Below are 21,036 nucleotides of genomic sequence, written 5' to 3' on the forward strand. Positions count from 1 at the left end.
CAATGCTCAGGATCACGCCATGCCGTCCATGCTTTCGAACCCGAACTCGGCCTTGCGACGCCTGCTTAGCGTCATTCGCGAACTGCTCGGCAACCCGTCCTCCGGCTTTGGTCTGATCGTCATCTCGATCCTGCTTCTGACGGCACTAGTGGCGCCGCTTCTGGCGCCTTACGATCCGAATGTCGTCAATCTCAACAACGTGCTGCAGCCGCCGAATGCGACGCACTGGTTCGGCACAGACGAACTCGGCCGCGACATCATGAGCCGCATCATCTACGGCACCCGCATCAGCCTGACGATCATCACCATCGTTTCGGTCATCGTCGGCCCGGTCGGCCTTCTGGTCGGCACCACGGCCGGTTATTTCGGCGGCTGGTACGATACGGTGATGATGCGCATCACCGACATTTTTCTCTCCTTCCCGAGCCTCATCCTGTCGCTGGCCTTTGTCGCGGCCCTTGGTGCGGGTCTGGAAAACGCCATCATCGCCATCGGCCTCACCGCCTGGCCGCCGATCGCTCGTCTGGCGCGCGCCGAAACGCTGACCTTCCGCAATGCGGATTATATCTCGGCCTCGCGCATGCAGGGTGCCTCTTCGCTGCGCATCATCGTCAAATCCATCGTGCCGATGTGCATGCCGTCCGTTCTGGTGCGCATCACGCTGTCGATGGCAACGGTGATCCTGACCGCCGCCGGCCTCGGTTTCCTTGGCCTTGGCGCGCAGCCGCCGCTGCCGGAATGGGGCGCGATGATTGCCACCGGCCGCCGTTACATGCTCGATAACTGGTGGCTGGTCGCCTTCCCCGGCGGCGCCATCCTGCTCGTCAGCCTTGCCTTCAACCTTCTGGGTGACGGCCTGCGCGACGCGCTCGATCCGAAACAGCATTAAGGAGTGACAGCGATGGACAACAACCAGCCCCTCCTGAAAGTCGAAAACCTGCAGGTCAGCTATCGCAGCGGCAAGAGCTACAACAATGTCGTCAAGGGCGTTTCCTTCGATCTCGGCCGTGAACGGCTCGGCATCGTCGGCGAATCCGGCTCCGGCAAATCCACCATCGGCCGCGCGCTGCTGAAACTGCTGCCGACCGCAAAGATCGAAGCCGACCGCATGGATTTCAGCGGCACCGATCTTCTCGCCGCCAGCGAAAGGCAAATGTTGAACATTCGCGGTCGGCGTATTTCGATGATCCTGCAGGATCCGAAATTTTCGCTCAACCCGGTCCATACGGTCGGCGACCAGATCGCCGAGGCCTATCGCGTCCACTACAGCGCGTCGGCACAGGTGGCAAAACAGAAAACCCTTGAGATGCTGGAGGCGGTGCAGATCCGTGATCCCGAGCGGGTTTACGGCCTTTACCCGCACGAAGTATCCGGCGGCATGGGTCAGCGCATCATGATCGCCATGATGCTGATCCCCGAGCCGCAGATCATCATCGCAGACGAGCCGACCTCGGCGCTCGATGTGACGGTGCGCATGCAGGTCCTCAATATTCTGAACGAGCTCGTCACCAACAAGGGCATCGGCCTGATCATGATCAGCCACGACCTCAATCTGGTGCGCAATTTCTGTGACCGCGTTCTCGTCATGCGCCACGGCGAAGTGGTGGAAGAACGCGCTGCCCGTGACATGAAGAACTGCACCCATCCCTATACGAAAGGCCTGCTGGCGGCGCAGCCGCATATCGGCGGAAGCCGCCAACCGCTTCCCGTTCTCAACCGCCAGCCGCAGGCACTCGCCCCACAGGAGATGAGCGTATGACCGCGATCGAAGTCAATCAGGTCTCAATTAGTCTCGGTCATGGTCCCGCCAAGCGACGCATTCTCGGCGACGTCTGTTTTTCGGTCGCGGCCGGAGAATCTTTTGGTCTCGTCGGCGAATCCGGCTCGGGAAAATCCACCATCCTGCGCTGCATCGCCCGCCTGCTGAATTCGTGGGATGGCGACGTGAAGCTGGAAGGCACTTCCGTCAACGACATGCCGTTTGCCGATTATTGCCGCACCGTGCAGATGGTGTTTCAGGACCCCTATGGCTCGCTGCATCCGCGCCAGTCCATCCGCACCGCCTTGCAGGAACCGCTGCGCATTCACCGCATGGACCGGCAGGTGGAGCGCATGGAAAAGGCGCTGATCGATGTCGGGCTTAACCCGGATTTCCTGTCGCGCTACCCACATGAACTGTCGGGCGGCCAGCGCCAGCGTGTGGCGATTGCCCGCGCCCTCATTCTCGAGCCCCGCATCCTGCTGCTCGATGAGCCAACTTCGGCCCTCGACGTGTCCGTGCAGGCGGAAGTGCTGAATCTACTTGCCGACCTGCGCGCGAAGCGGAACCTAACCTATCTCTTCGTCAGCCATGATCTTGCAGTGATCGATCATATGTGCGAGCGGCTGGCTGTCATGCAGCATGGACGGATCGTGGAAGTGATGAGCCGGGACGTGCTGGCAACCGGCGCGGCAAAAGATCCCTATGCCCGCGAACTCATTCAGGCCAGCCTGGAATACGATCAGGCGGTTTGATTATTTTTAGATCGGAGGCCTCGCGATGAGTGCTGATGCTTCGCCAACCATGTTTGCCCGCCGGGAAAGCCTGAGCTCGCAGGTCGTGCGCGTTCTGACCGAGCGTATCAAGCAGGATGACTATCCGCGCGGCTCCAAGCTGCCGACCGAAAAGGCGTTGATGGAAGAACTCGGTGTCAGCCGCACGGTCGTGCGCGAGGCGGTCGCCAATCTGCGGGCCAGCGGCCTCGTTTCCATCCAGCACGGCATCGGCGTTTTTGTCCGTGATGACGCCGGCGTGACACCTTTCCGGCTTGGCGATGCGGACCTGATGCAGGCCGGCAACATGATCAAGGGACTGGAACTGCGCATCGGCATCGAATCCGAAGCCGCTGCCCTTGCCGCGGAGCGCCGCACTGCCGCCGATCTCAAGGCCATGAGGGCCGCCTGCGACACGATGGAAGAAGCGGTGAAACACGCGACGCGCAATACGCTGGCGGATTTCGAATTTCACTGTGCGGTGGCGGCAGCCAGCCATAACGAGCATTTTTCCGGCATCTTCAACTATCTCGGCGAAACCCTGATGCCGCGCATGCGCCGCACGACGCATGCCGTCGATGACAAGACACTGTCCACTCTTCTTGCTCGCGTGAACAAGGAGCATCTTGCCATTCTCGAAGCGATCGAGGCACGGGATCCCGATGCTGCAAGAGCCGCCATGCGCGCGCATCTGATTGCCAGCAAGGACAGGACGCTGGCAAAGATGCGGCAGGACTGATGATCGACGCGGAGAATATGTGCGGCATCGCCCGACGTCTTCGCGATCGCAATCATTTCGTCTGGAATTTCGATCCCGAAGCGCAGGATTTTCAGGCCTGGAAATCGGCAACCCGCGAAAAGGTGCTGATGGCACTGGGTGTCGATCGCGTATCGCCTGCAACGTCCTCGATCATTTCGGAATGGTCGGACAACGACGCGCTTGGGCAGGAGTTGAAACTCTGCTTTTCAAACGGTGAAACGACGCGTGCCTATCTGCTTCGCCCCAAGACGGCCGCACCGACGCCAGCCGTCCTCCTTCTGCACGATCACGGCTCGTTCTTTTCCATTGGCAAGGAAAAGCTCATCAACCGCCCGGATGAAAGTGCCCAACTGCGCGCCGATATCGATCTATGGATCAACAAGCTCTATGGCGGCCGGTTTATCGGCAATGAGCTGGTTCGGCACGGTTATACCGTGCTTTGCGCAGACGCGCTTGGCTGGGGCAGCCGCAGGGGCAATGGATACGAGGCACAGCAGGCGCTGGCTGCCAACCTGATGCAGTTTGGCGTTTCTTACGCCTCGGTGGTTCTCTCCGAAGATCTGGAAGCCCTGGCTTTCCTGCAAGATCTGCCGGGTGTGGACAAAAACCGCATCGTCAGCTTCGGTTATTCCATGGGCGGCTCGCGCGCCTGGAAGGTTGCAGCGCTTTCCGACGACATCGCGGCCTGTGTTGGCGGCGGCTGGATGGGTACCCTGCATGGCCTGATGCAGCCGGGAAACAACCAGTTGCGCGGCCAATCCGCCTTTTCCATGCTGCATCCGCAGATCGCCGGAAAACTGGATTACCCACATTTCGCGGGCCTTACCGCGCCGAAACCGGCGCTGATTTTCAGCGGCGCGGACGACCGGCATTTTCCGGTGCCGGCAGCGACAGAGGCGCATCGGCAGCTTCACGTCATATGGTCCGCTTCCGGGGCTGCGGCAAAGCTCGAAACGAGGCTCTGGCCCGGCGCACATTGTTTTGCCGTCGAGCAGCAGGACCACGCCTTCGACTGGCTTGCCCAAAATCTGTAACAGGATAACGATCCTAGACCTCTCCGTCGCCACCCCGGGCTGGACCGAGGATCTGCGGGCACCTGGTATCATTGACGTGGTCAGATCCTCGGCACGAGGTCGAGGATGACGGGAACGCTGAATGGACGACTTGCCATCAAACTGACCCGGCTGCTTTTGGGAGCCGGGCTTTGTCTTGCCTGCAGGTTCAGTCAACCAGGTTGGCGTTGATGAAGTCGAAATTGATGTCTTCACCGAGACCCGGCTTGTCCGAGATGTGAACGAAGCCGTCCTCGTCCATCGGATCGACGAGTTCGTTCAGATACTCGAAACCATCGTCATATTCGAGGAATGGATGGAGCAGGCCGCGCTCGTACCATTTTGCGTTTTTCACGCAGGCGGCAACGATCAGGTTCGGCGCGCCATTGCCGTGAATTTCGCAGTTCATGCCAAAGGATTCGGCCAGATGCATGCACTTCATCGCCGGGCTGATTCCGCCGACATCGTGAACACCGGTGCGGAGAATGTCGCAGGCCTTGGAGGTGATCCATTCCGCACGGTTGAAATGTTTGCCATGGGCGCTTTCCGGGCCGACGACCGGTATGTCGAGATTTTCGGCAAGCCATGCATAGGAAGCCGAACTCTGCTCGTCCATCGGCTCCTCGATCCAGGCAAAATCGAGTTTTTCCAATCCACGGCCGAGTTCGAGCGCTTCCGTGCGGGTGTACCAGTGGAAGGCATCGATCATCAGATGGATATCGGGACCGACAGCCTCGCGCACCGCAGCGCAGGCCTTGAGGTCCATCTTTACATCCGGCGCCCAGGAAACCGGCGGCATCCATGTGTGCAGCTTGATGCCCTTGTAACCGCGCTTGACCAGTTTTTCGGCAAAACGGCCATAATCTTCCGGCGTGGCCAGACCGTTCTCCAGTTCATCACCGCACATGATCGAGCCATAGGCCGGGATCTTCTCGCGGTAACTGCCGATCAGCTTGTGAACCGGCATGTTGAGCTTGCGGCCAGCCAGATCCCACAGCGCGCAATCGACGATCGCCAGCGCCCGGTCGGTCAACTGCATGGCGCTGCCGCGCTGCCAATGGGCCAGATCCTGCCACAGACGTTCGCGCGCGAACGGGTCCTCGCCAATCAGCACCTTTTTGACGAACTTGTCGATCACATGCGGACGAATGACTTCCGGCGGTGCGAAACAATAGCCTTCCGTGCCGTCATCGGCCACGATGGTCAGGATTGCCATATTGACCTTGTGCGGTGGGCCGGGATGGGCATGACCGGCCGTATCCTGATGGCGTTGCGTGGTATACGAAAACACCCGCACATTGACGTCTGCAATCTTCACGATTTCCTCCTCATCAGCGTCGGCCGGTACGCCACGCTCTTGCCTGTCATTCGCCTCGCATGTCCGCACCTTCGGGTCGGAAATGCGCTCACTCCGGCGATTTTGCCTATGTCATCATACATCAGACGTCCTGTCATAGTATAGTTATCATCAGCAAGGTCAACAAATTTCTCTTTTCATCCTTGACAACAAGCAGGCGCATTCCGTCATTAAGTCACTGAAATGATGGCAACCGGAAAGCGCTAAACCTTGTCGACATCGGATGACACAACGGGGAAAGCCCCTGCCCGCAAGGGTCGCAACCTCGTCGAGACAGTTGGCCGGCGCATACGTGATGCTATCACCGGCGGCGAATTGAAGCCTGGCGACAAGCTGCCGACCGAAAGCGGAATGACCGAACAGCATCAGGTCAGCCGAACCGTCATCCGCGAAGCAATCGCTTCCTTGCGCGCGGATGGTCTCGTGGAGGTGCGCCATGGCGTTGGCGTTTTCGTTCTTCCGCCGCAGGAAGGATTGTTTCAGAACGGGTTGCGCAATGTCGATGCCGGTCGTGTCTCCTCGATCATTGAAATGCTTGAGGTTCGCGCCGCGATCGAGATCGAATCCGCTGGCCTGGCAGCACTGCGCTCTTCTCCGGCGCAGCAGGAAATCATCTTCGAGTGTCTCGAGGCCATCGAGAAACAGATTTCAGCGGGAAATCCGACAGTCGAAAGCGATCGCGCCTTTCACTTTGCCATTGCCGATTCCACCAATAATCCGCGTTTCCGCGAACTGCTGGAAGCAATCGGCAAGCAGATGATTCCGCGATCCCTTCTGACCGAAGGCGACACCGCCCCCTCGCCTGCAGACTATATGGCGCAGATCCAGAAGGAACACGCCAACATCGCCCGCGCCATCGCAAATGCTGATGATTCGGCGGCGCGCGATGCCATGCGCACACACCTCAAAGGCAGCCAGCAGCGCTACAGGTCGCTGATCCGTCGCCCATGATAAACTTAAATATATTATCTCAATTGACAGTCATAATATCTCTTGTTAGTTCTTGCGTAATCGCAAGCAACAGAGGTGCGCAATGTCGATGGATCCGAATGAACTGAAGAAGGCGCTGGGCGCGGGCCTTCTCTCCTTCCCTGTTACGCCGTTCGGACAGGACGGCCTGTTCAACCGCGCAGCCTATGAAAAACACGTCGGCTGGCTGGCTGGTTTCGATGCCACGGTTCTGTTTGCAGCGGGCGGTACCGGCGAGTTCTTCAATCTTGAGCCTTCGGAAATCCCGGAAATCATCGAGGCGGCCAAGGCATCTGCCGGCGCGACGCCGATCGTTGCGGGCTGCGGTTATGGCACGCGCATTGCCGTTTCCATTGCCAAGGCCGCCGAAAAGGCCGGCGCTGACGGCATTCTTCTGCTGCCGCACTATCTGATGGATGCCAGCCAGGAAGGCCTCTATCAGCACATCAAGACTGTCTGCCAGTCGGTCGGCATCGGCGTCATGGTCTATAACCGCGACAACTCGATCCTGACGGCAGAGACATTGGCGCGACTTTGCGACGTCTGCCCGAACCTCGTCGGCTTCAAGGACGGTTCCGGTGATATCGGCCTCGTGCGCAAGATCACGGCCAAGTTGGGCGATCGCCTAACCTATCTCGGCGGCATGCCCACGGCCGAACTGTTTGCCGATGCCTATTTAGGCGCCGGCGTGACGACCTATTCCTCGGCCGTCTTCAACTTCGTGCCGGGCCTTGCTCAGGATTTCTACAAGGCGCTGCGTGCCGGCGACACCACAACGACCAACAGGATCCTGATCGACTTCTTTTATCCGTTCATGGATATCCGCAACCGCCAGAAGGGGTATGCCGTCTCCGCCATCAAGGCCGGCGTGCGCCTGATGGGCTTCGATGCCGGCCCGGTTCGCGCGCCGCTGACCGACCTGACCCTGGAAGAGGTGAAAATGCTGGAAGCGCTGTGCGAGCCCTATAGAAACAAGGCCTCCACGATGCAGGCCGCCGAATAAGATATTCCAGAATGAAAGCCAACGAGGCCGGCATCACTGTCGGCCTCTTTCTCATGAGGCTTGGCCGCCTTCGATCTCACCGCCATATTGCTCGTGGGAGACCTTTTCCAGCCAGTCCGCGGTGCGACCGTCCAGTTCCTCCTGAATGGCGGTATGGGTCATACCCGTCGTCGGTGCCGCTCCATGCCAATGCTTTTCACCTGCAGGAAACCATACGACATCCCCAGCGCTGACCCGGCGGATCGGGCCACCCCAGGTCTGCACAAGACCGGCTCCAGACGTGATTAGCAGCGTCTGGCCAAGGGGATGCGTGTGCCAAGCGGTCCGTGCACCGGGCTCGAACGTGACGCTGACGATCCGCACTCGACCTGGGGCTTCGGCGGCGTTCAAAGGATCCTGACGCACGTGCCCAGTGAAATAGTCCGAAGACGGCGTGATGGAGGCACGTGTTTCGCTCCGGGTAATTTTCATGACATACGTCCTTTCGCGATTGGCGTCTTTAGCGATGAGGCTTCAACCATTCTCATTGACCCGCAGTTCCATGCAGGTCAGATCCAGCCAACGTCCAAACTTGGTGCCAACCTCCAGAAACGTGCCGGTGGTGCGAAAGCCGAGCTTCTCGTGAAGACGAATCGAAGCTTCGTTCTTTGCCTCGATACACGCAACCATGACATGGATTCCGCCTGCTTCGGCGCGCTCGATCAGCGCCTTCATCAAGAGCCTGCCAAGCCCGTGTCCACGTGCATCCTTGTGAACGTAGACGGAATGTTCGACCGTGTGGCGAAACCCTTCGAAGGCGCGCCAGTCGCCATAGGATGCGTAGCCTGAAAGTTTGCCATCGACCTCGGCGACGAGAATGGGGAAACCACGCGCCACACGCGCGGCAAACCAGTCCTGTCGGTTGGAAAGATCAACGATATTGTCGTTCCAGATCGCGGTCGTATTCAAAACAGCGTCGTTATAAATGTCTCGAATGTCGGCAAGGTCAGCTTCAGTGGCATCGCGAACGGTGATGGTCGCGGACTGGGCATCGGGCATGGATGGCATCCGTCAAATGAGTGTCCAGCCATGTAAGAGAGGTGCCACAGCCCTGTCGAGCCCGATCAAGCCGCTTAAAGGCCGGTACCGGACAGACTGAAACAGGTCATCACGGCGGAATAATGCACGGCGGCGGCGGCAATGACGAAAGCATGCCAGATTGCCCGCTGGAAACGCAATCTTTCCCAGACATGGAAGATCACGCCGAGCGAATAAATGATTCCGCCGATCACAATCAGCCAGACAGTAACCGACGGTAGATATTCCGAAATCGGTCCAGCCACCATGACACCACTCCAGCCCATCGCAAGATAAAGCATGATGGCTAATCGATCGTATCGTCCGGGAAAAAAGCATTTGAGCGCAATGCCGCCCAACGCCACCATCCAGATGGCGACCAGCATGATCGCGATCATCGGCTCATGCGCGCCCCGCTGGAGGAAAGGCGTGTAGGTTGCCGCAATCAGTACAAAAATCGCGGAATGATCAAAGCGCCGGAGTATCCATTTGATTCGCGATGTCGGCCAGATGTTGTAGGTGAATGAAACGGCGATACAGAGCACGAGGCCGAGGCCATAAATCCAGGCAGCCGCCAGTTCACTGTGACTAGACCAGAGCGTGGCATAAAAGATCAATGCCGTAACGCCGATCAGGGCAAATACCAGTCCGACACCATGAACGATGCCATCGGCGACGACCTCATAAAAATCGTGGGCGCGGCCGAAGTCGAAAAGCTCGACGATCGGCTTGTTCAAAGGCCTATCAAGAGGCTTTGCGTCGGCATCCCTCAGCGGCATCGTCATTTTCGCTTCATCTCCTGAAGCCTTACAATGAGCATGTGGATGTGACAGCGCAATGGCCGCAGCTGCATCTACGTTTCACATTGCGTTGCACGATGAAAACTTGTGGCAGATGGGTGGCTCGCGTGTCAGCGGTCGATCAGCACCGAACACTTGGCATGGCGGACGATGCGATCGGCAGTCGCGCCGATGAAATAATTGGAAACGTCCGGCACATGCGAGGCCACCATGATCAGGTCGGCCCGGTTGTCTTCGGCGGCCGCCAGAATTTCACGTGCCGCCGCGCCCTGCCTGATTTCGATCACCGCGTTCACACCGAGCTGTTCACACAATTGGGCGAGCCTCGCGTCGGCATCCTTGCGCGCGGCAACAGCCAGGTCGATAGGGTCAGAAACAGAAATGTAGCTTGGAATATCTTCAACGACATTGACCAGAATGAGCATGCCACCCGGTGCCAGCATGCGCATTCCGCGCGTCAGGATACGCTCGCCTTTGTCCATTTCGGCAGTATCGATAGCGACGATGATCTTTTCGTACATGCTTTTCCCCGGCGCCGGGCTTCAGCACTGAGGGCAGGCGATACACGGCGATTGTCAACAACGAGCGAACGTTTAATCGCGAATAACTTACCTATCATGAATGCGGAAAACAAAAGATAAGGGGACCTGAAGTCTTGGGCGGCCTGCCGCAGACGATCATCCGAGGAGTTTTCATGAGCGACGCAGCCCCCCTTCCCTTCGCCCTGACCCGTCCGGCTCATGTCAATCAGGCGCATCTGGTGGTCAGCGAACTCGATCGCGTTTCGGCCTTTTATAATGACATCATTGGCCTGAAGACACTGGAACAATCGGCAAGCGGTGAGGTGCTCGGCGCAGGTGACGTACCTCTTTTGACGTTGACCACGCAGCGCGATGTTGTGCGGGCGCCGCGCACCGCTGCAGGCCTGTTCCACACGGCATTTTTGGTGCCCGATCGTTCGGCCCTTGCAGACTGGCTGGCGCACACAGCCCATGCCGGCATACGCCTCGATGGCGCATCCGATCATCTTGTCAGTGAAGCAATCTATCTCTCCGATCCGGAAGGCAACGGCATCGAAGTTTATCGTGATCGCCGCCCGGAAGAATGGACGATGCTACCTGATGGCATGGTGAAAATGGCGACGGAAGGACTGGACCTGCAAGCGCTTTATGACAGCGCCGATAAAGGACAATGGGGCGGTATGCCTGACGGCACTGCGATTGGCCATATCCATCTGCAGGTCGGCAACGTGCCGGAAGCCGAGGCCTTTTATCGAGATGTTCTGGGCCTCAAGGTGATGGCTCGTTATCCGGGTGCAAGTTTTTTTGCCACCGGCGGTTATCACCACCATATCGCGGCCAATATCTGGAACAGCCGCGGTGCCGGAGCCCGCAGCAACGGAATGACGGGCCTATCGGATTATTCGCTTCGCTTTACCGAAGAGGCCTCGCTGGATCATGCTCTTGCCTCTCTCGATCGGATGGCGATTGCAACCACCCGCACCAGCGACGGCGTTTCCCTGAAGGATCCTTGGGGCATCGGCCTGACGCTATCCACCTGAACTATTACGGGTGATTGTCAGCTTTGCGGAACCGGATGCTTTTTGTCGCGTTGATCGGCGTCAATGGGGAGCCGGTGATACATGGTCGCGCTGAATATCAAGAATAGCAAATACAGAAAACATAGCGCAGAACCACCGGCTCTGCGGCCGGAAAATTTGCCCGCTGACGAGGCCGATCCAACCGCTTTCACACCGCTCGGCCGCGAAGCACTGGAGGTTGCAAGCTCTTGGGCAGTGATCGGCATGTTCCTGATCATCGGTTTCGCCGTCGTCAATTACATGTCGCTGATCCTTATTCCGGTGACCCTCGCCGTCGTGGTTGGCATGATCCTGGGGCTGGCTGCTGAAAAGCTTGGTCGCGCCGGGGTGCCGCGTTTCGGCATTGCCATCATCCTGTCATCACTGGTTGCTGCCGTGGTGTTCCTGCTCATTAACGCGCTTGCCGAACCGGTCGCGACGCTGATTGACGAGGGGCCGAACTTCGTGCAGCGCACGATCGACCGTCTGATGCCGTTCCTGGAGCGCCAGCACTGGCTCAATATCAGTCCTGCCAGCTTCGAAACCGGACCGATGTCGATGCAATCACTGATCGACAACAGCGGCAACATTCTGGGTGTCGTTACGTCCAGCCTCACACCGGCGATTGTGCAGGGGCTGATCTTCTTTGCGGCGCTTCTTCTCTTCCTGCTCGGCCGCCTGCGTCTGCGCCGTACCATCATACTGGCTTTTCCGCGCCGCCATCAGCGACTGGTTGCAATTCGCGTCATCAATTCGATCGAGGAAGTGCTGGGCTATTATTTTGCGACCGCCACGATGATCTACGCGGGCCTCGGCGTTTCCATGACGCTGATTGCCTATATCGGCGGCCTGGCCGCACCGGTCTTGTGGGGTGTCTTCGCGTTCGTTTCCAGCTTCGTGCCATTTCTTGGCATTACGCTGATGACGCTTTCCGTGGCTGTCGCCGGTATCATTACCCATGACTCACTGCTTCTGGCACTGGCACCAGCGGCAGTTTTTTTCGCAGTCCATCTGGTGGTTGAAAACCTGGTTTTTCCGGCCGTGATGGGGCGACAGTGGGAGATCAATCCCTTCGTCGTTTTCATCGCCATCCTGTTCTGGACCTGGATGTGGGGGGCAGTCGGCGCCATGCTTGCCCTGCCGTTGTCGCTGATCATGATGACCGTACTCGCCGAGCTTTTCCCCGAGCGAAAAACCGTTCCGCGTCTGCCTGACTGACAAACTGGTGTCAGGATGAACGACCGACACTTCGATCTTGCCTGGAAAGCGGCCCTTCAACCCGCGAAATGAAAGACCTTGTCTTGAGTAACAACAGACTCGATTTCGAGGAAACGACACAGACCGATCTCGTCACCGGAAAATCCCCTTGGGGCAACAATGCCTACAGGCCGGAACGACAACCTTTGACGGAGAGTTTTCGCACCGGCATCGCCATTATCGGAGGTGGTATTACGGGTGCGCTTGCCGCAGAGCATCTGACCGGACTTGGTTATGCCGTGACGATCATCGACCGTGAGCCTGTAGGTCTTGGCAGTACCGCGGCCAGCACCGCCATGTTGCAGTGGGAAATCGATGCACCGCTGACCGAACTCACCCGCTATTATGGGTTCGACCGCGCCGCCGATATCTATCGCCGCAGCCTTGCCGCGGTTTCTGGGCTTGAGGCACTGGTAACCCGACACTCCCTTCCATGCCGTTTTGCTGCCCGTCAGACACTCTATCTCGCAGCCGAAGAAGTGGGCGCCGGTGCGCTGATGGAAGAGCACAAGCTCCGGCATCGCGCAGGTCTGCCCGGCTCGTTCCTCGATTACACGGCTCTTCGCAGGGAGTTCGGCTTGGATCGAGAGGCGGCAATCCATTCGCAAGGGGCGGCGGAAGCCGACCCGCTGCTGATGGCATGGTCGCTTCTCACTCTTGCGCAGTCGCGCGGAGCAAGGCTAATCGAGGCGTCCGTGAAGGAATTTTCGGAAGAAGGCGGGCGGGTGGTGATAGCGGTTGAAGGATCTTACGTCATCGAGGCTGACCATGTCGTGCTTGCCACTGGTTATGTCATGCCGCATGCGGTGATGCCCAAACTGCATTCGACGGTTTCGAGTTTTGCCATCGCAACCGTTCCGCAGGATCCCGTCAAACTCTGGCGGGATCGGGCGCTCATATGGGAAGCTTCCGCACGTTATCATTACCTTCGCCTCACAGCCGATAACCGCATCATTATCGGCGGCGAGGATGAGGCGGTCGTGGACCCGCAGCAACGCGACAATATGCTGGCCGACAAGACCGCATGTCTTTGGGATACGCTCGGAAAAATCTGGCCGGATATCGACCCTCGTGTTTCGCATGCATGGTGCGGCACGTTTGGCGAAACATCCGACGGACTACCACTGATCGGTTGTGTGCCCAGCGCACAAAGAATCTTTGCCGCCTATGGTTACGGCGGCAATGGCATCACTTTCTCCTACATGGCATCCCGGATAATTGCAGCGATGATCCGGGGAGAAAGACATGACTGGTTCGATGATTTTGCACTCGACCGGGATGATCCGACGGACAAGGCCTGAGGGTCAGTCGTAAAGGTAAAGGCGCTCCCATTCGCTGCGTGGGATCTTTTCGCCGATCTTGTAATCGAACGAAATGATATCGAGACCATGATCACCGGTCCGACAGCTGAATTTCAGCTTGTACCAGTCGCCGGCGCTGCGAAAGACCGCGCCTGGCGCCTTCAGATCATTGCCTTTCTCGATGATGTCGGCACGGCTGTAGGCAATCACCTTGTCAGGCCTGAACCCTTCGCCCGCCCTGGCGATCTGCGACATCGCTTCAATATCGCACCGCTGCTCGCGCCGTTCCTGCGGATCGAGCGCATTCAATTGCCGCACGATACCGTTATCGATGGCTTGCGCAGGTGTCGCAATCGCTAAACCCAGAACGGAAGCCAGGAAAATTGGGGTCTTCAACAACATCCTCATAAGTCTGACTCGGATTGTCGCGAAACTAGAAGATGGATCGGAAATTGACCACTTATCAGAACGCGAAACAGAATGATGTGAACAGTACGCGAGGCGGAACACAGGAGCGAAGCCGCTTGGCGCAAGGCCGCATCCCTGATGTTGTGGGAGATCCGGCCGACAATCGCGTTACGCACTTTCGCGTTCTATCAACCGAAATCCGACATCCACGATCTTTTCGACGTCGCGTCCTGCTATCCGGGCAAGCACGGCCTCCGCTGCGGCCCGGCCAATCGCCCGCCGGTCGATATGCACGGTTGTCAAAGGCGGACAGATATGGGCGGCAAACTCGAAGTCTCCAAAGCCAACCACGGCCAGATCACCGGGTACCGACAGGCCCCGCATCTGACATTCCGTCAGGACGCCCTGCGCGAGAATATCCGAACTGCAGAAGACCGCATCCAGCGTCTTGCCCCGGTTAAAAATCTCTGCAATGCCTTCCCTGCCCTTCTTCAACGTGCTCGGCGCGTCCACCACAGCCACCTGCACATCGGGTACACTCCTTTCAGACAGAGCAGCAATAAAAGCCTGCTGTCTTATCCGCGCACGCTCATCCGAAGCCCAGACCATGCCGATCCGCCGGTGGCCCTTGTCATGAAGATATTCGGCCACCTCCCGTCCGAGCTTGTCGTGTGAGAAACCGACAAGCATGTCGATCGGCGTGGGCGTGTAATCCCAGGTTTCCACGACCGGAATTTTCGCTGCCAGCAGCCGGCTGCGGCTGAGGCGGGAGTGTGTGATACCCGTCAGCACAACGGCGTCGGGTTTGCGTGAAAGAACGGTCGTCAAAAGGTTTTCTTCCTCGTCCGGCGGATATCCGGACAAGCCGAGTAGCACCTTGTAACCCTCGCCATTCAAACGATCAGCCAAGGCCTCGATGACGTCCGCAAAGATCGAATTGCCGATGGACGGCACTATCGCAGCAACCAACCTGCTTTTTTGCGACGCAAGCCCACCTGCCAGAAGATTGGGAACGTAACCGGTTCGCTCTATTGCAGCCTGCACCACCTGAAGCGTCGATGCTGTTACCAGCTCGGGCTGGTTGAGGACGCGCGAAACCGTCATCGGCGCCACGCCGGCGAGTTTTGCCACCTCGCGCAGAGTAATGGCTCCACTGGAACGGGGTTTACGAAGTTTTTTCGGAGCAGGTGTGTTGAGCGGCAAGGTCGGGGCATCACGGTTTCACTGCTCAAATCCATACCAGCCCGCGGCAGATGTGACAAACAATTCATGTCGCGTTTGAGACGAAACGACGCATAAGCGCATTTCGCAAGGAATGCCTCCATCCCGAATGATAGCGGTATCATAGTGAATGCCGAAACCGGTGAGTTCCAACCGGATATCGGCAAAGGGTTCAATTATCCGGCGAAAGGTCTTTGACATGAATTTGGGTTTTATCGGCTTGGGCATCATGGGCACTCCGATGGCCGCGCACCTGCAGGCCGCCGGCCACAAGCTGTTCGTCAACACGATCGGGCCGGTCGCGGAAAATCTGACAGCGGGCGGCGCTGTCGTCTGCACGACCGGCAAGCACGTGGCTGAACAATCCGACATCATCTTTATCATGGTGCCGGACACGAGCGATGTTGAAGCCGTATTGTTCTCCGAGGCCGGTATCGCGGAAGGCCTGTCCGCCGGAAAAATCGTTGTCGACATGAGTTCGATCTCGCCCGTTGCGACGAAAGAGTTCGCTGCCAAGATCAACGCGCTCGGCTGCGACTATCTCGATGCGCCCGTTTCGGGCGGGGAAGTTGGCGCCAAGGCGGCATCGCTGACGATCATGGTGGGTGGCCCGGAAGCCGCATTTGCGATCGTCAAGCCTCTGTTCGACCTCCTCGGCAAGAACATCACGCTGGTGGGCGGCAATGGCGACGGCCAGACAACCAAGGTCGCCAACCAGATCATCGTTGCATTGACGATCGAAGCGGTTGGCGAAGCCCTGCTGCTTGCGGCAAGGGCGGGTGCCGATCCTGCCAAGGTGCGGCAGGCGCTGATGGGTGGGTTTGCCAATTCCCGCATTCTCGAAGTGCACGGCGAACGTATGGTGTCGCGCAATTTCGAGCCGGGTTTCCGCATCGCCCTTCACCAGAAGGACCTCAATCTCGCCTTGTCGACGGCACGCGCGCTGGGCCTCTCCCTGCCGAACACAGCGACGGCCCAGGAACTGTTTAATGCCTGCGCATCGCATGGGGGAACGGCGTGGGATCATTCGGCCATGGTCAGGGCGCTCGAATTCCTTGCGAATTTTGAAATCGGTCAAAAGCCGAACGCCTGACCGGCGAATGGGAGGAGGACGCCATGGCCGACGCTCAGAAGGAATTGTTGAGGCAGATGTTCGAGGCCGCGATTGCCGCGGCCCAGCCGGCCCGCTGCGTTCCGGCGAATCTGCCGGAACCTCCCAAAGGGCGGTTGCTGGTCATCGGCGCCGGCAAGGCTTCGGCGGCGATGGCCAAGGCGTTCGAGGACGCATGGTCGGGCGAGCTTTCCGGGCTGGTCATCACCCGTTACGGCTATGCTCAGCCTTGCCAGCGCATCGAAATCGTCGAGGCGGCGCATCCCGTTCCCGATGACGCGGGTCTTAAGGCCGCAAGGCGGATCCTTGACCTCGTCAGCGGCCTGACGGCCGACGATCTTGTCGTCTGCCTGATCTCGGGCGGCGGATCGTCGCTGATGCCGCTGCCGATTGATGGCCTGACACTTGCCGACAAGCAAGCCATCAACCGTGAACTGCTCAGATGCGGCGCCACGATTTCGGAAATCAACACCGTGCGCCGTCATCTGTCTGCGATCAAGGGCGGTCGCCTGGCGGCGGCATGCCATCCGGCCCAGGTCGTCTCCCTGATGATCTCGGATGTACCCGGCGATAATCCGATGGATATCGCCTCCGGCGCCACGGTGGCGGACCCGACGACCTGCCACGATGCGCTGTCCATCATCAATCGTTACGGGATCTCCGTGCCCGAAATTGTGAGGCAGATCCTCGAAAGCGGCCGCGGTGAAAGCATCAAGCCCGACGATCCGCGGCTTGCCAATTGCGAGGCCCGCATGATCGCCACTCCACAGATGGCACTGGAAGCGGCTGCCGTGATTGCGGAGCGCGCCGGATATGAAGCCCACATTCTCGGGACCTCGATCGAGGGCGAAGCGCTGGATGTCGGCAAGGTCATGGCGGGCCTTGCCGGCCACATCGCCAGCCGCGAGCAGCCATTCCAGACACCTTGCATCCTTCTGTCCGGCGGTGAAACCACGGTCACCATTCGCGGCGATGGACGCGGTGGCCGCAATGTCGAGTTTCTTCTTTCGCTTGCCATCGCGCTCAACGGAGCGAGCGACATCCACGGTCTGGCAGGAGATACGGACGGCGTCGATGGAATAGAGGAAATCGCCGGTGCAACCTTCGGGCCAGACACGCTTCAAAAGGCGCGCGCGCTGGGCCTCGTACCGCGCGAATATTTGGCCAGAAACGACGCCCACAGCTTTTTCCAGGCCCTCGGAGACAGTGTCGAGACCGGACCGACCCTAACAAATGTCAACGATTTCAGGGCGATTCTGATCGATCGCCCGACAGCCAGGCAACCATTTGCGAAAGACTCGCCGAGCCAGCTTCGCTGACCACCAACATACTGGGAGGAGGAAACCACCATGCCCAAACAATCACCTTACACCGCCGTTCCGAACACTATTCGCCAGCGTCTGTTAGCCCGTGAAACACTTATCGGCTGCTGGAGCGCATTGGGTAGTCCGATCACCACGGAAGTTCTCGGCCTTGCGGGTTTTGACTGGTTGCTGATCGATCTCGAACACGCACCTAACGATATCCTGTCGCTCATACCGCAACTGATGGCACTGAAAACCTCCGCCTCGGCACCTTTCGTGCGGCCCCAGTGGAACGACACCGTATTGATCAAACGTCTGCTCGATTCCGGCGTCTACAATTTCATCATACCCTATGTCCAAAGCGTGGATGAGGCACAAGCCGCCGTTGCTGCCACGCGATATCCGCCGCATGGCGTGCGTGGCGTTTCCGTATCCCATCGGTCCAACCATTATGGGACGATCGCGGACTATATGAAGGTCATCAACGACAATATCACGGTCGTCGTACAGATCGAGAACAAGGCCGGGGTGGAAGACGCGGCAGCAATGGCGGCCATTGACGGCGTTGATGCGCTGTTTGTAGGCCCGTCAGACCTGGCTGCGGCTTATGGCCATCTCGGGAATGCCAACCATCCGGAAGTTCAGGATGCGATCAAAGCGGTGTTCGCCGCCGCGAAAGCGCAAGGCAAGGCTTCGGGTATCCTGGCGCCCGTCGAAGCCGATGCACGCCGTTATCTCGATATGGGAGCGACATTTGTCGGCGTCGGCTCGGATCTCGGTGTTTTCCGAGGGGCGACCCAGGCCCTGAAGGACAAATACCTGGAGCCGGCTTCGGCTCCTTAAGCCCACGGCTCATTCGTTCCGCGAATTTTGAGAACGCAAGCATGACAGCTCGCGCGACAACGCCCTCCGACGCCTGAATGCCGAAGGGACACAAGGTATATGACCGTCCATTCAAGCAGAAAGACGTTGCTGTGAATGTTAATCAGATCTCTCCGAATAGTAGCCACCAGAATATCCGAGCTCTGCTCGCCCGCATGCAAATCTTTGATGAGGCCGATGACCTTATCGTCGAGATGCTGCCCGGCGGCGTGTCCTCAAACGTGCTGAAAATCTCCACTGGAAAGCGGACATTTTGCCTCAAACAGGCTTTGCCGAAACTGAAGGTCGCCAAGGATTGGCAGGCACCGGTCGATCGTATTTTCAGTGAGATTGACTGGCTGAAAACCGTCGACGGCATTGCCCCCGGCTCGGTACCCAAAATCTACGGCGTCGACCGCGCTTCAGGTTGCTTTGCCATGCAGTTCCTGCCCGCAGCCGACTATCCGAACTGGAAAACACAACTGCTGGAGGGGCACGTTGATGAAAACATCGCCGCCGCGCTCGGCAACACGCTTGGACGCATCCATGCCGCGACAGCCGATCGGGCCGACATGGCGGAGGCTTTCGCCAATGATGCCAATTTCGAAAGCCTGCGACTGGATCCCTATCTGGGCGAAACAGCGCGTATCCATCCGAACCTCGCCGAGAGGATAACCGCCGTTCTAGAGCGGACGAGGCAGTGCAAGCGCACGCTTGTGCATGGGGATGTCAGCCCGAAAAATATTCTGGTCGGCCGCGATGGGCCGGTGATCCTCGATGCGGAATGCGCCTGGTATGGCGATCCGGCTTTCGATCTCGCCTTCTGCCTCAACCATTTCTGGCTCAAGAGCGCGTTGTTCCCGAATCGCGCGGACGGATACATGCGCCTCTTCCGGCGGATGGCCGAAGCGTATTTTGCCCATGTCAGCTGGGAGCCTCGCGCCAATCTCGACATGCGCGTCGCCACCCTCCTGCCGTGCCTCACTCTGGCGCGAGTCGATGGCAAGTCACCGGTCGAATATCTCGATGAAAATCAACGCATGCAGGTGCGTCGCCTCGCAACGAGGTTGATCGATGACGGCTTGCCGTCTCTCGAAGACCTGCAGGCCGCATGGATGAAGGAAAGACAGCAATGAGTATAATCAAGGATGTCCGGGCACGCCGCGTGTGGGATTCACGCGGATGGCCGACAGTCGAAACGGAGGTCCTGCTCGAAAACGGCCGTACCGGCCGCGGCATCGCGCCGGCGGGCGCTTCGCGCGGCACGCACGAAGCGGTTGAGCTGCGCGATGGCGGCAAAGCGCTCTCCGGCAAGGATGTTCAAAAAACCATTGCCAATATCGAGCGCGAAATAGCCTCTGCCCTGATCGGCATGGATGTGACAGACCAGGCAGCGATCGACCATCAGATGATCGCACTGGACGGCACACCGACCAAGGAACGCCTTGGTGGTAACGGTATCATTTCAGTCTCTATCGCGGCGCTGCATGCGGCGGCAGCCGATGCCGGACAACCGTTATGGCGATATCTTGCGGGAGAAAATCCGGTTCGCCTTCCCCTGCCGCAAATCCAGATTTTCGGGGGCGGCGCCCATGCTGGCCGTCGCATCGATATCCAAGACCTGATGGTCGTCGCCACCAGCGCGAAATCTTTCGATCAGGCGCTGGAAATGACCTGCGAAGTCTACCACAGCGCCGGCCGCATCATGAAGGATCGTGGACTGCTGCAAGGTGTCGCGGACGAAGGCGGCTGGTGGCCGGCATTCGACAGCAATGAGCAGGCACTTGATACGCTGGTGCGGGCAATCGAAGGGGCGGGATATGTGCCGGGCGAGGATGTTTCCATCGTACTCGACATCGCCTCATCGGAATTCGGCAGGAACGGCCGCTACCGGCTGGCATTGGAGGAAGCCGAATACGATTCCGACGGCATGTGCGAACTGCTGCTTGGTTGGCTCGATCGCTACCCGATCGTTTCGATCGAGGATCCGCTGGCCGAAGACGACGAGGCCGGTCTCATTGCCTTCACGCAAGCTGCCGGATCGAAAGTACAAATCGTCGGCGACGATTTTTTCGTCACCAATGCGCGTCGTGTCGAAGACGCGGCAGCCAAAGGCGCCTGCAATTGCGTGCTGATCAAGCCGAACCAGGCGGGTACGATCACCGAAACCAAAGCAGCGCTCGATGCCGCCCGCAAGGCCGGTTACGGCGCCATCGTCTCGGCGCGGTCCGGCGAAACAGAAGATGTCACCATCGTTCACCTCTCGACCGGCTGGAATGCCGGCCAACTGAAAGTGGGCTCGTTTGCCCGCTCAGAACGCATGGCGAAATGGAATGAGGCCATTCGTATCGAAAGCGGTGGTCATCCCTTTGCCGGACGCAAGGCGCTGACGCGCTCCTGATCTCGCAAATTCGCCGATCGGGGGCGGCGCGGAAAGGCTGAAGGAGGTTTTCTCCTTTCCTCAA

General features: G+C 58.8%; 22 protein-coding genes. 15 read left to right on the plus strand and 7 right to left on the minus strand.

Features of this window, described 5'->3' with window-relative positions; genetic code table 11:
• Positions 1–28: 28 nt before the first annotated feature.
• From ACRQ1B_RS18625 to ACRQ1B_RS18645, 5 genes are read left to right on the plus strand one after another with little or no spacing between them, the layout of a single operon-like run.
• Entirely contained in the window at positions 29–889 is an 861-nt protein-coding gene (locus ACRQ1B_RS18625; protein WP_432295786.1) for an ABC transporter permease, read from the plus strand.
• Between the two features lie 12 nt (positions 890–901).
• A complete protein-coding gene (locus ACRQ1B_RS18630; protein ID WP_432295421.1) occupies positions 902–1,759 on the plus strand; it encodes an ABC transporter ATP-binding protein in 858 nt (285 codons plus the stop codon).
• Positions 1,756–2,514: an ABC transporter ATP-binding protein gene (locus ACRQ1B_RS18635; protein ID WP_432295422.1), complete on the plus strand. Its 759-nt coding sequence runs from the start codon at positions 1,756–1,758 to the stop codon at positions 2,512–2,514. The genes ACRQ1B_RS18630 and ACRQ1B_RS18635 overlap by 4 nt, the downstream gene beginning before the upstream one ends.
• A gap of 25 nt (positions 2,515–2,539) precedes the next feature.
• Positions 2,540–3,271, plus strand: coding sequence for a FadR/GntR family transcriptional regulator (locus ACRQ1B_RS18640; protein WP_432295423.1), 732 nt, complete (start codon positions 2,540–2,542; stop codon positions 3,269–3,271).
• Positions 3,271–4,326 (plus strand): dienelactone hydrolase family protein, encoded by a 1,056-nt coding sequence (locus tag ACRQ1B_RS18645; protein ID WP_432295424.1) that lies wholly within the window; start codon positions 3,271–3,273, stop codon positions 4,324–4,326. Before ACRQ1B_RS18640 ends, ACRQ1B_RS18645 begins: the two co-directional genes overlap by 1 nt.
• A gap of 187 nt (positions 4,327–4,513) precedes the next feature.
• On the opposite strand, the gene ACRQ1B_RS18650 is transcribed toward ACRQ1B_RS18645, so the two are convergent.
• A complete protein-coding gene (locus tag ACRQ1B_RS18650) occupies positions 4,514–5,662 on the minus strand; it encodes a mandelate racemase family protein (protein ID WP_432295425.1) in 1,149 nt (382 codons plus the stop codon).
• A gap of 249 nt (positions 5,663–5,911) precedes the next feature.
• On the opposite strand from ACRQ1B_RS18650, the gene ACRQ1B_RS18655 reads away from it, so the two are divergent.
• Together ACRQ1B_RS18655 and kdgD are read left to right on the plus strand one after the other, a co-directional pair.
• A complete protein-coding gene (locus tag ACRQ1B_RS18655) occupies positions 5,912–6,652 on the plus strand; it encodes a FadR/GntR family transcriptional regulator (protein ID WP_432295427.1) in 741 nt (246 codons plus the stop codon).
• An 88-nt stretch (positions 6,653–6,740) separates the two neighbouring features.
• Positions 6,741–7,673 (plus strand): 5-dehydro-4-deoxyglucarate dehydratase, encoded by a 933-nt coding sequence (kdgD, locus tag ACRQ1B_RS18660; RefSeq protein ID WP_432295787.1) that lies wholly within the window; start codon positions 6,741–6,743, stop codon positions 7,671–7,673.
• A gap of 51 nt (positions 7,674–7,724) precedes the next feature.
• Here the strand turns inward: kdgD and ACRQ1B_RS18665 are convergent, their stop codons facing one another.
• The 4 genes from ACRQ1B_RS18665 to ACRQ1B_RS18680 all read right to left on the minus strand — a co-directional run bounded on the left by ACRQ1B_RS18665 (position 7,725) and on the right by ACRQ1B_RS18680 (position 10,050).
• Positions 7,725–8,144 carry a (R)-mandelonitrile lyase gene (locus tag ACRQ1B_RS18665; protein ID WP_432295428.1) on the minus strand — a complete coding sequence of 140 codons (420 nt, stop codon included), beginning with the start codon at positions 8,142–8,144 and terminating at the stop codon, positions 7,725–7,727.
• Positions 8,145–8,186: 42 nt separating this feature from the next.
• Entirely contained in the window at positions 8,187–8,711 is a 525-nt protein-coding gene (locus tag ACRQ1B_RS18670) for a GNAT family N-acetyltransferase (RefSeq protein WP_432295430.1), read from the minus strand.
• A 74-nt stretch (positions 8,712–8,785) separates the two neighbouring features.
• A complete protein-coding gene (gene trhA, locus ACRQ1B_RS18675) occupies positions 8,786–9,508 on the minus strand; it encodes a PAQR family membrane homeostasis protein TrhA (RefSeq protein ID WP_432295788.1) in 723 nt (240 codons plus the stop codon).
• A gap of 131 nt (positions 9,509–9,639) precedes the next feature.
• Positions 9,640–10,050 carry a universal stress protein gene (locus tag ACRQ1B_RS18680; protein WP_432295432.1) on the minus strand — a complete coding sequence of 137 codons (411 nt, stop codon included), beginning with the start codon at positions 10,048–10,050 and terminating at the stop codon, positions 9,640–9,642.
• Between the two features lie 173 nt (positions 10,051–10,223).
• Between ACRQ1B_RS18680 and ACRQ1B_RS18685 the strand changes: the two genes are divergently transcribed.
• From ACRQ1B_RS18685 to ACRQ1B_RS18695, 3 genes are all read left to right on the plus strand, one after another.
• Positions 10,224–11,090 (plus strand): VOC family protein, encoded by an 867-nt coding sequence (locus tag ACRQ1B_RS18685; RefSeq protein ID WP_432295434.1) that lies wholly within the window; start codon positions 10,224–10,226, stop codon positions 11,088–11,090.
• 81 nt (positions 11,091–11,171) lie between these two features.
• Positions 11,172–12,326 carry an AI-2E family transporter gene (locus ACRQ1B_RS18690; protein ID WP_432295436.1) on the plus strand — a complete coding sequence of 385 codons (1,155 nt, stop codon included), beginning with the start codon at positions 11,172–11,174 and terminating at the stop codon, positions 12,324–12,326.
• An 83-nt stretch (positions 12,327–12,409) separates the two neighbouring features.
• Positions 12,410–13,666, plus strand: a complete 1,257-nt coding sequence (locus ACRQ1B_RS18695) for an NAD(P)/FAD-dependent oxidoreductase (RefSeq protein ID WP_432295438.1) — start codon at positions 12,410–12,412, stop codon at positions 13,664–13,666.
• Positions 13,667–13,669: 3 nt separating this feature from the next.
• Here the strand turns inward: ACRQ1B_RS18695 and ACRQ1B_RS18700 are convergent, their stop codons facing one another.
• Both ACRQ1B_RS18700 and ACRQ1B_RS18705 read right to left on the minus strand, forming a co-directional pair.
• A complete protein-coding gene (locus tag ACRQ1B_RS18700; protein ID WP_432295440.1) occupies positions 13,670–14,068 on the minus strand; it encodes a DUF930 domain-containing protein in 399 nt (132 codons plus the stop codon).
• Positions 14,069–14,242: 174 nt separating this feature from the next.
• Complete coding sequence (locus ACRQ1B_RS18705; RefSeq protein WP_432295441.1) at positions 14,243–15,277, minus strand: LacI family DNA-binding transcriptional regulator; 1,035 nt, start codon at positions 15,275–15,277, stop codon at positions 14,243–14,245.
• Positions 15,278–15,494: 217 nt separating this feature from the next.
• Between ACRQ1B_RS18705 and glxR the strand changes: the two genes are divergently transcribed.
• The 5 genes from glxR to eno all read left to right on the plus strand — a co-directional run bounded on the left by glxR (position 15,495) and on the right by eno (position 20,972).
• A complete protein-coding gene (glxR, locus tag ACRQ1B_RS18710) occupies positions 15,495–16,388 on the plus strand; it encodes a 2-hydroxy-3-oxopropionate reductase (protein ID WP_432295442.1) in 894 nt (297 codons plus the stop codon).
• A gap of 23 nt (positions 16,389–16,411) precedes the next feature.
• The gene (locus ACRQ1B_RS18715) at positions 16,412–17,725 is read left to right on the plus strand and encodes a glycerate kinase type-2 family protein (RefSeq protein ID WP_432295444.1); all 1,314 of its coding nucleotides are present in this window, start codon (positions 16,412–16,414) and stop codon (positions 17,723–17,725) included.
• A gap of 30 nt (positions 17,726–17,755) precedes the next feature.
• Positions 17,756–18,553, plus strand: a complete 798-nt coding sequence (garL, locus tag ACRQ1B_RS18720; RefSeq protein WP_432295445.1) for a 2-dehydro-3-deoxyglucarate aldolase — start codon at positions 17,756–17,758, stop codon at positions 18,551–18,553.
• A gap of 194 nt (positions 18,554–18,747) precedes the next feature.
• Positions 18,748–19,707, plus strand: a complete 960-nt coding sequence (locus tag ACRQ1B_RS18725; protein WP_432295446.1) for a phosphotransferase — start codon at positions 18,748–18,750, stop codon at positions 19,705–19,707.
• Entirely contained in the window at positions 19,704–20,972 is a 1,269-nt protein-coding gene (gene eno / locus ACRQ1B_RS18730; RefSeq protein ID WP_432295448.1) for a phosphopyruvate hydratase, read from the plus strand. The genes ACRQ1B_RS18725 and eno overlap by 4 nt, the downstream gene beginning before the upstream one ends.
• Positions 20,973–21,036 lie beyond the last annotated feature (64 nt).

The sequence above is a fragment of the Endobacterium panacihumi genome, assembly GCF_050847465.1.
Classification (GTDB): domain Bacteria; phylum Pseudomonadota; class Alphaproteobacteria; order Rhizobiales; family Rhizobiaceae; genus Neorhizobium; species Neorhizobium panacihumi.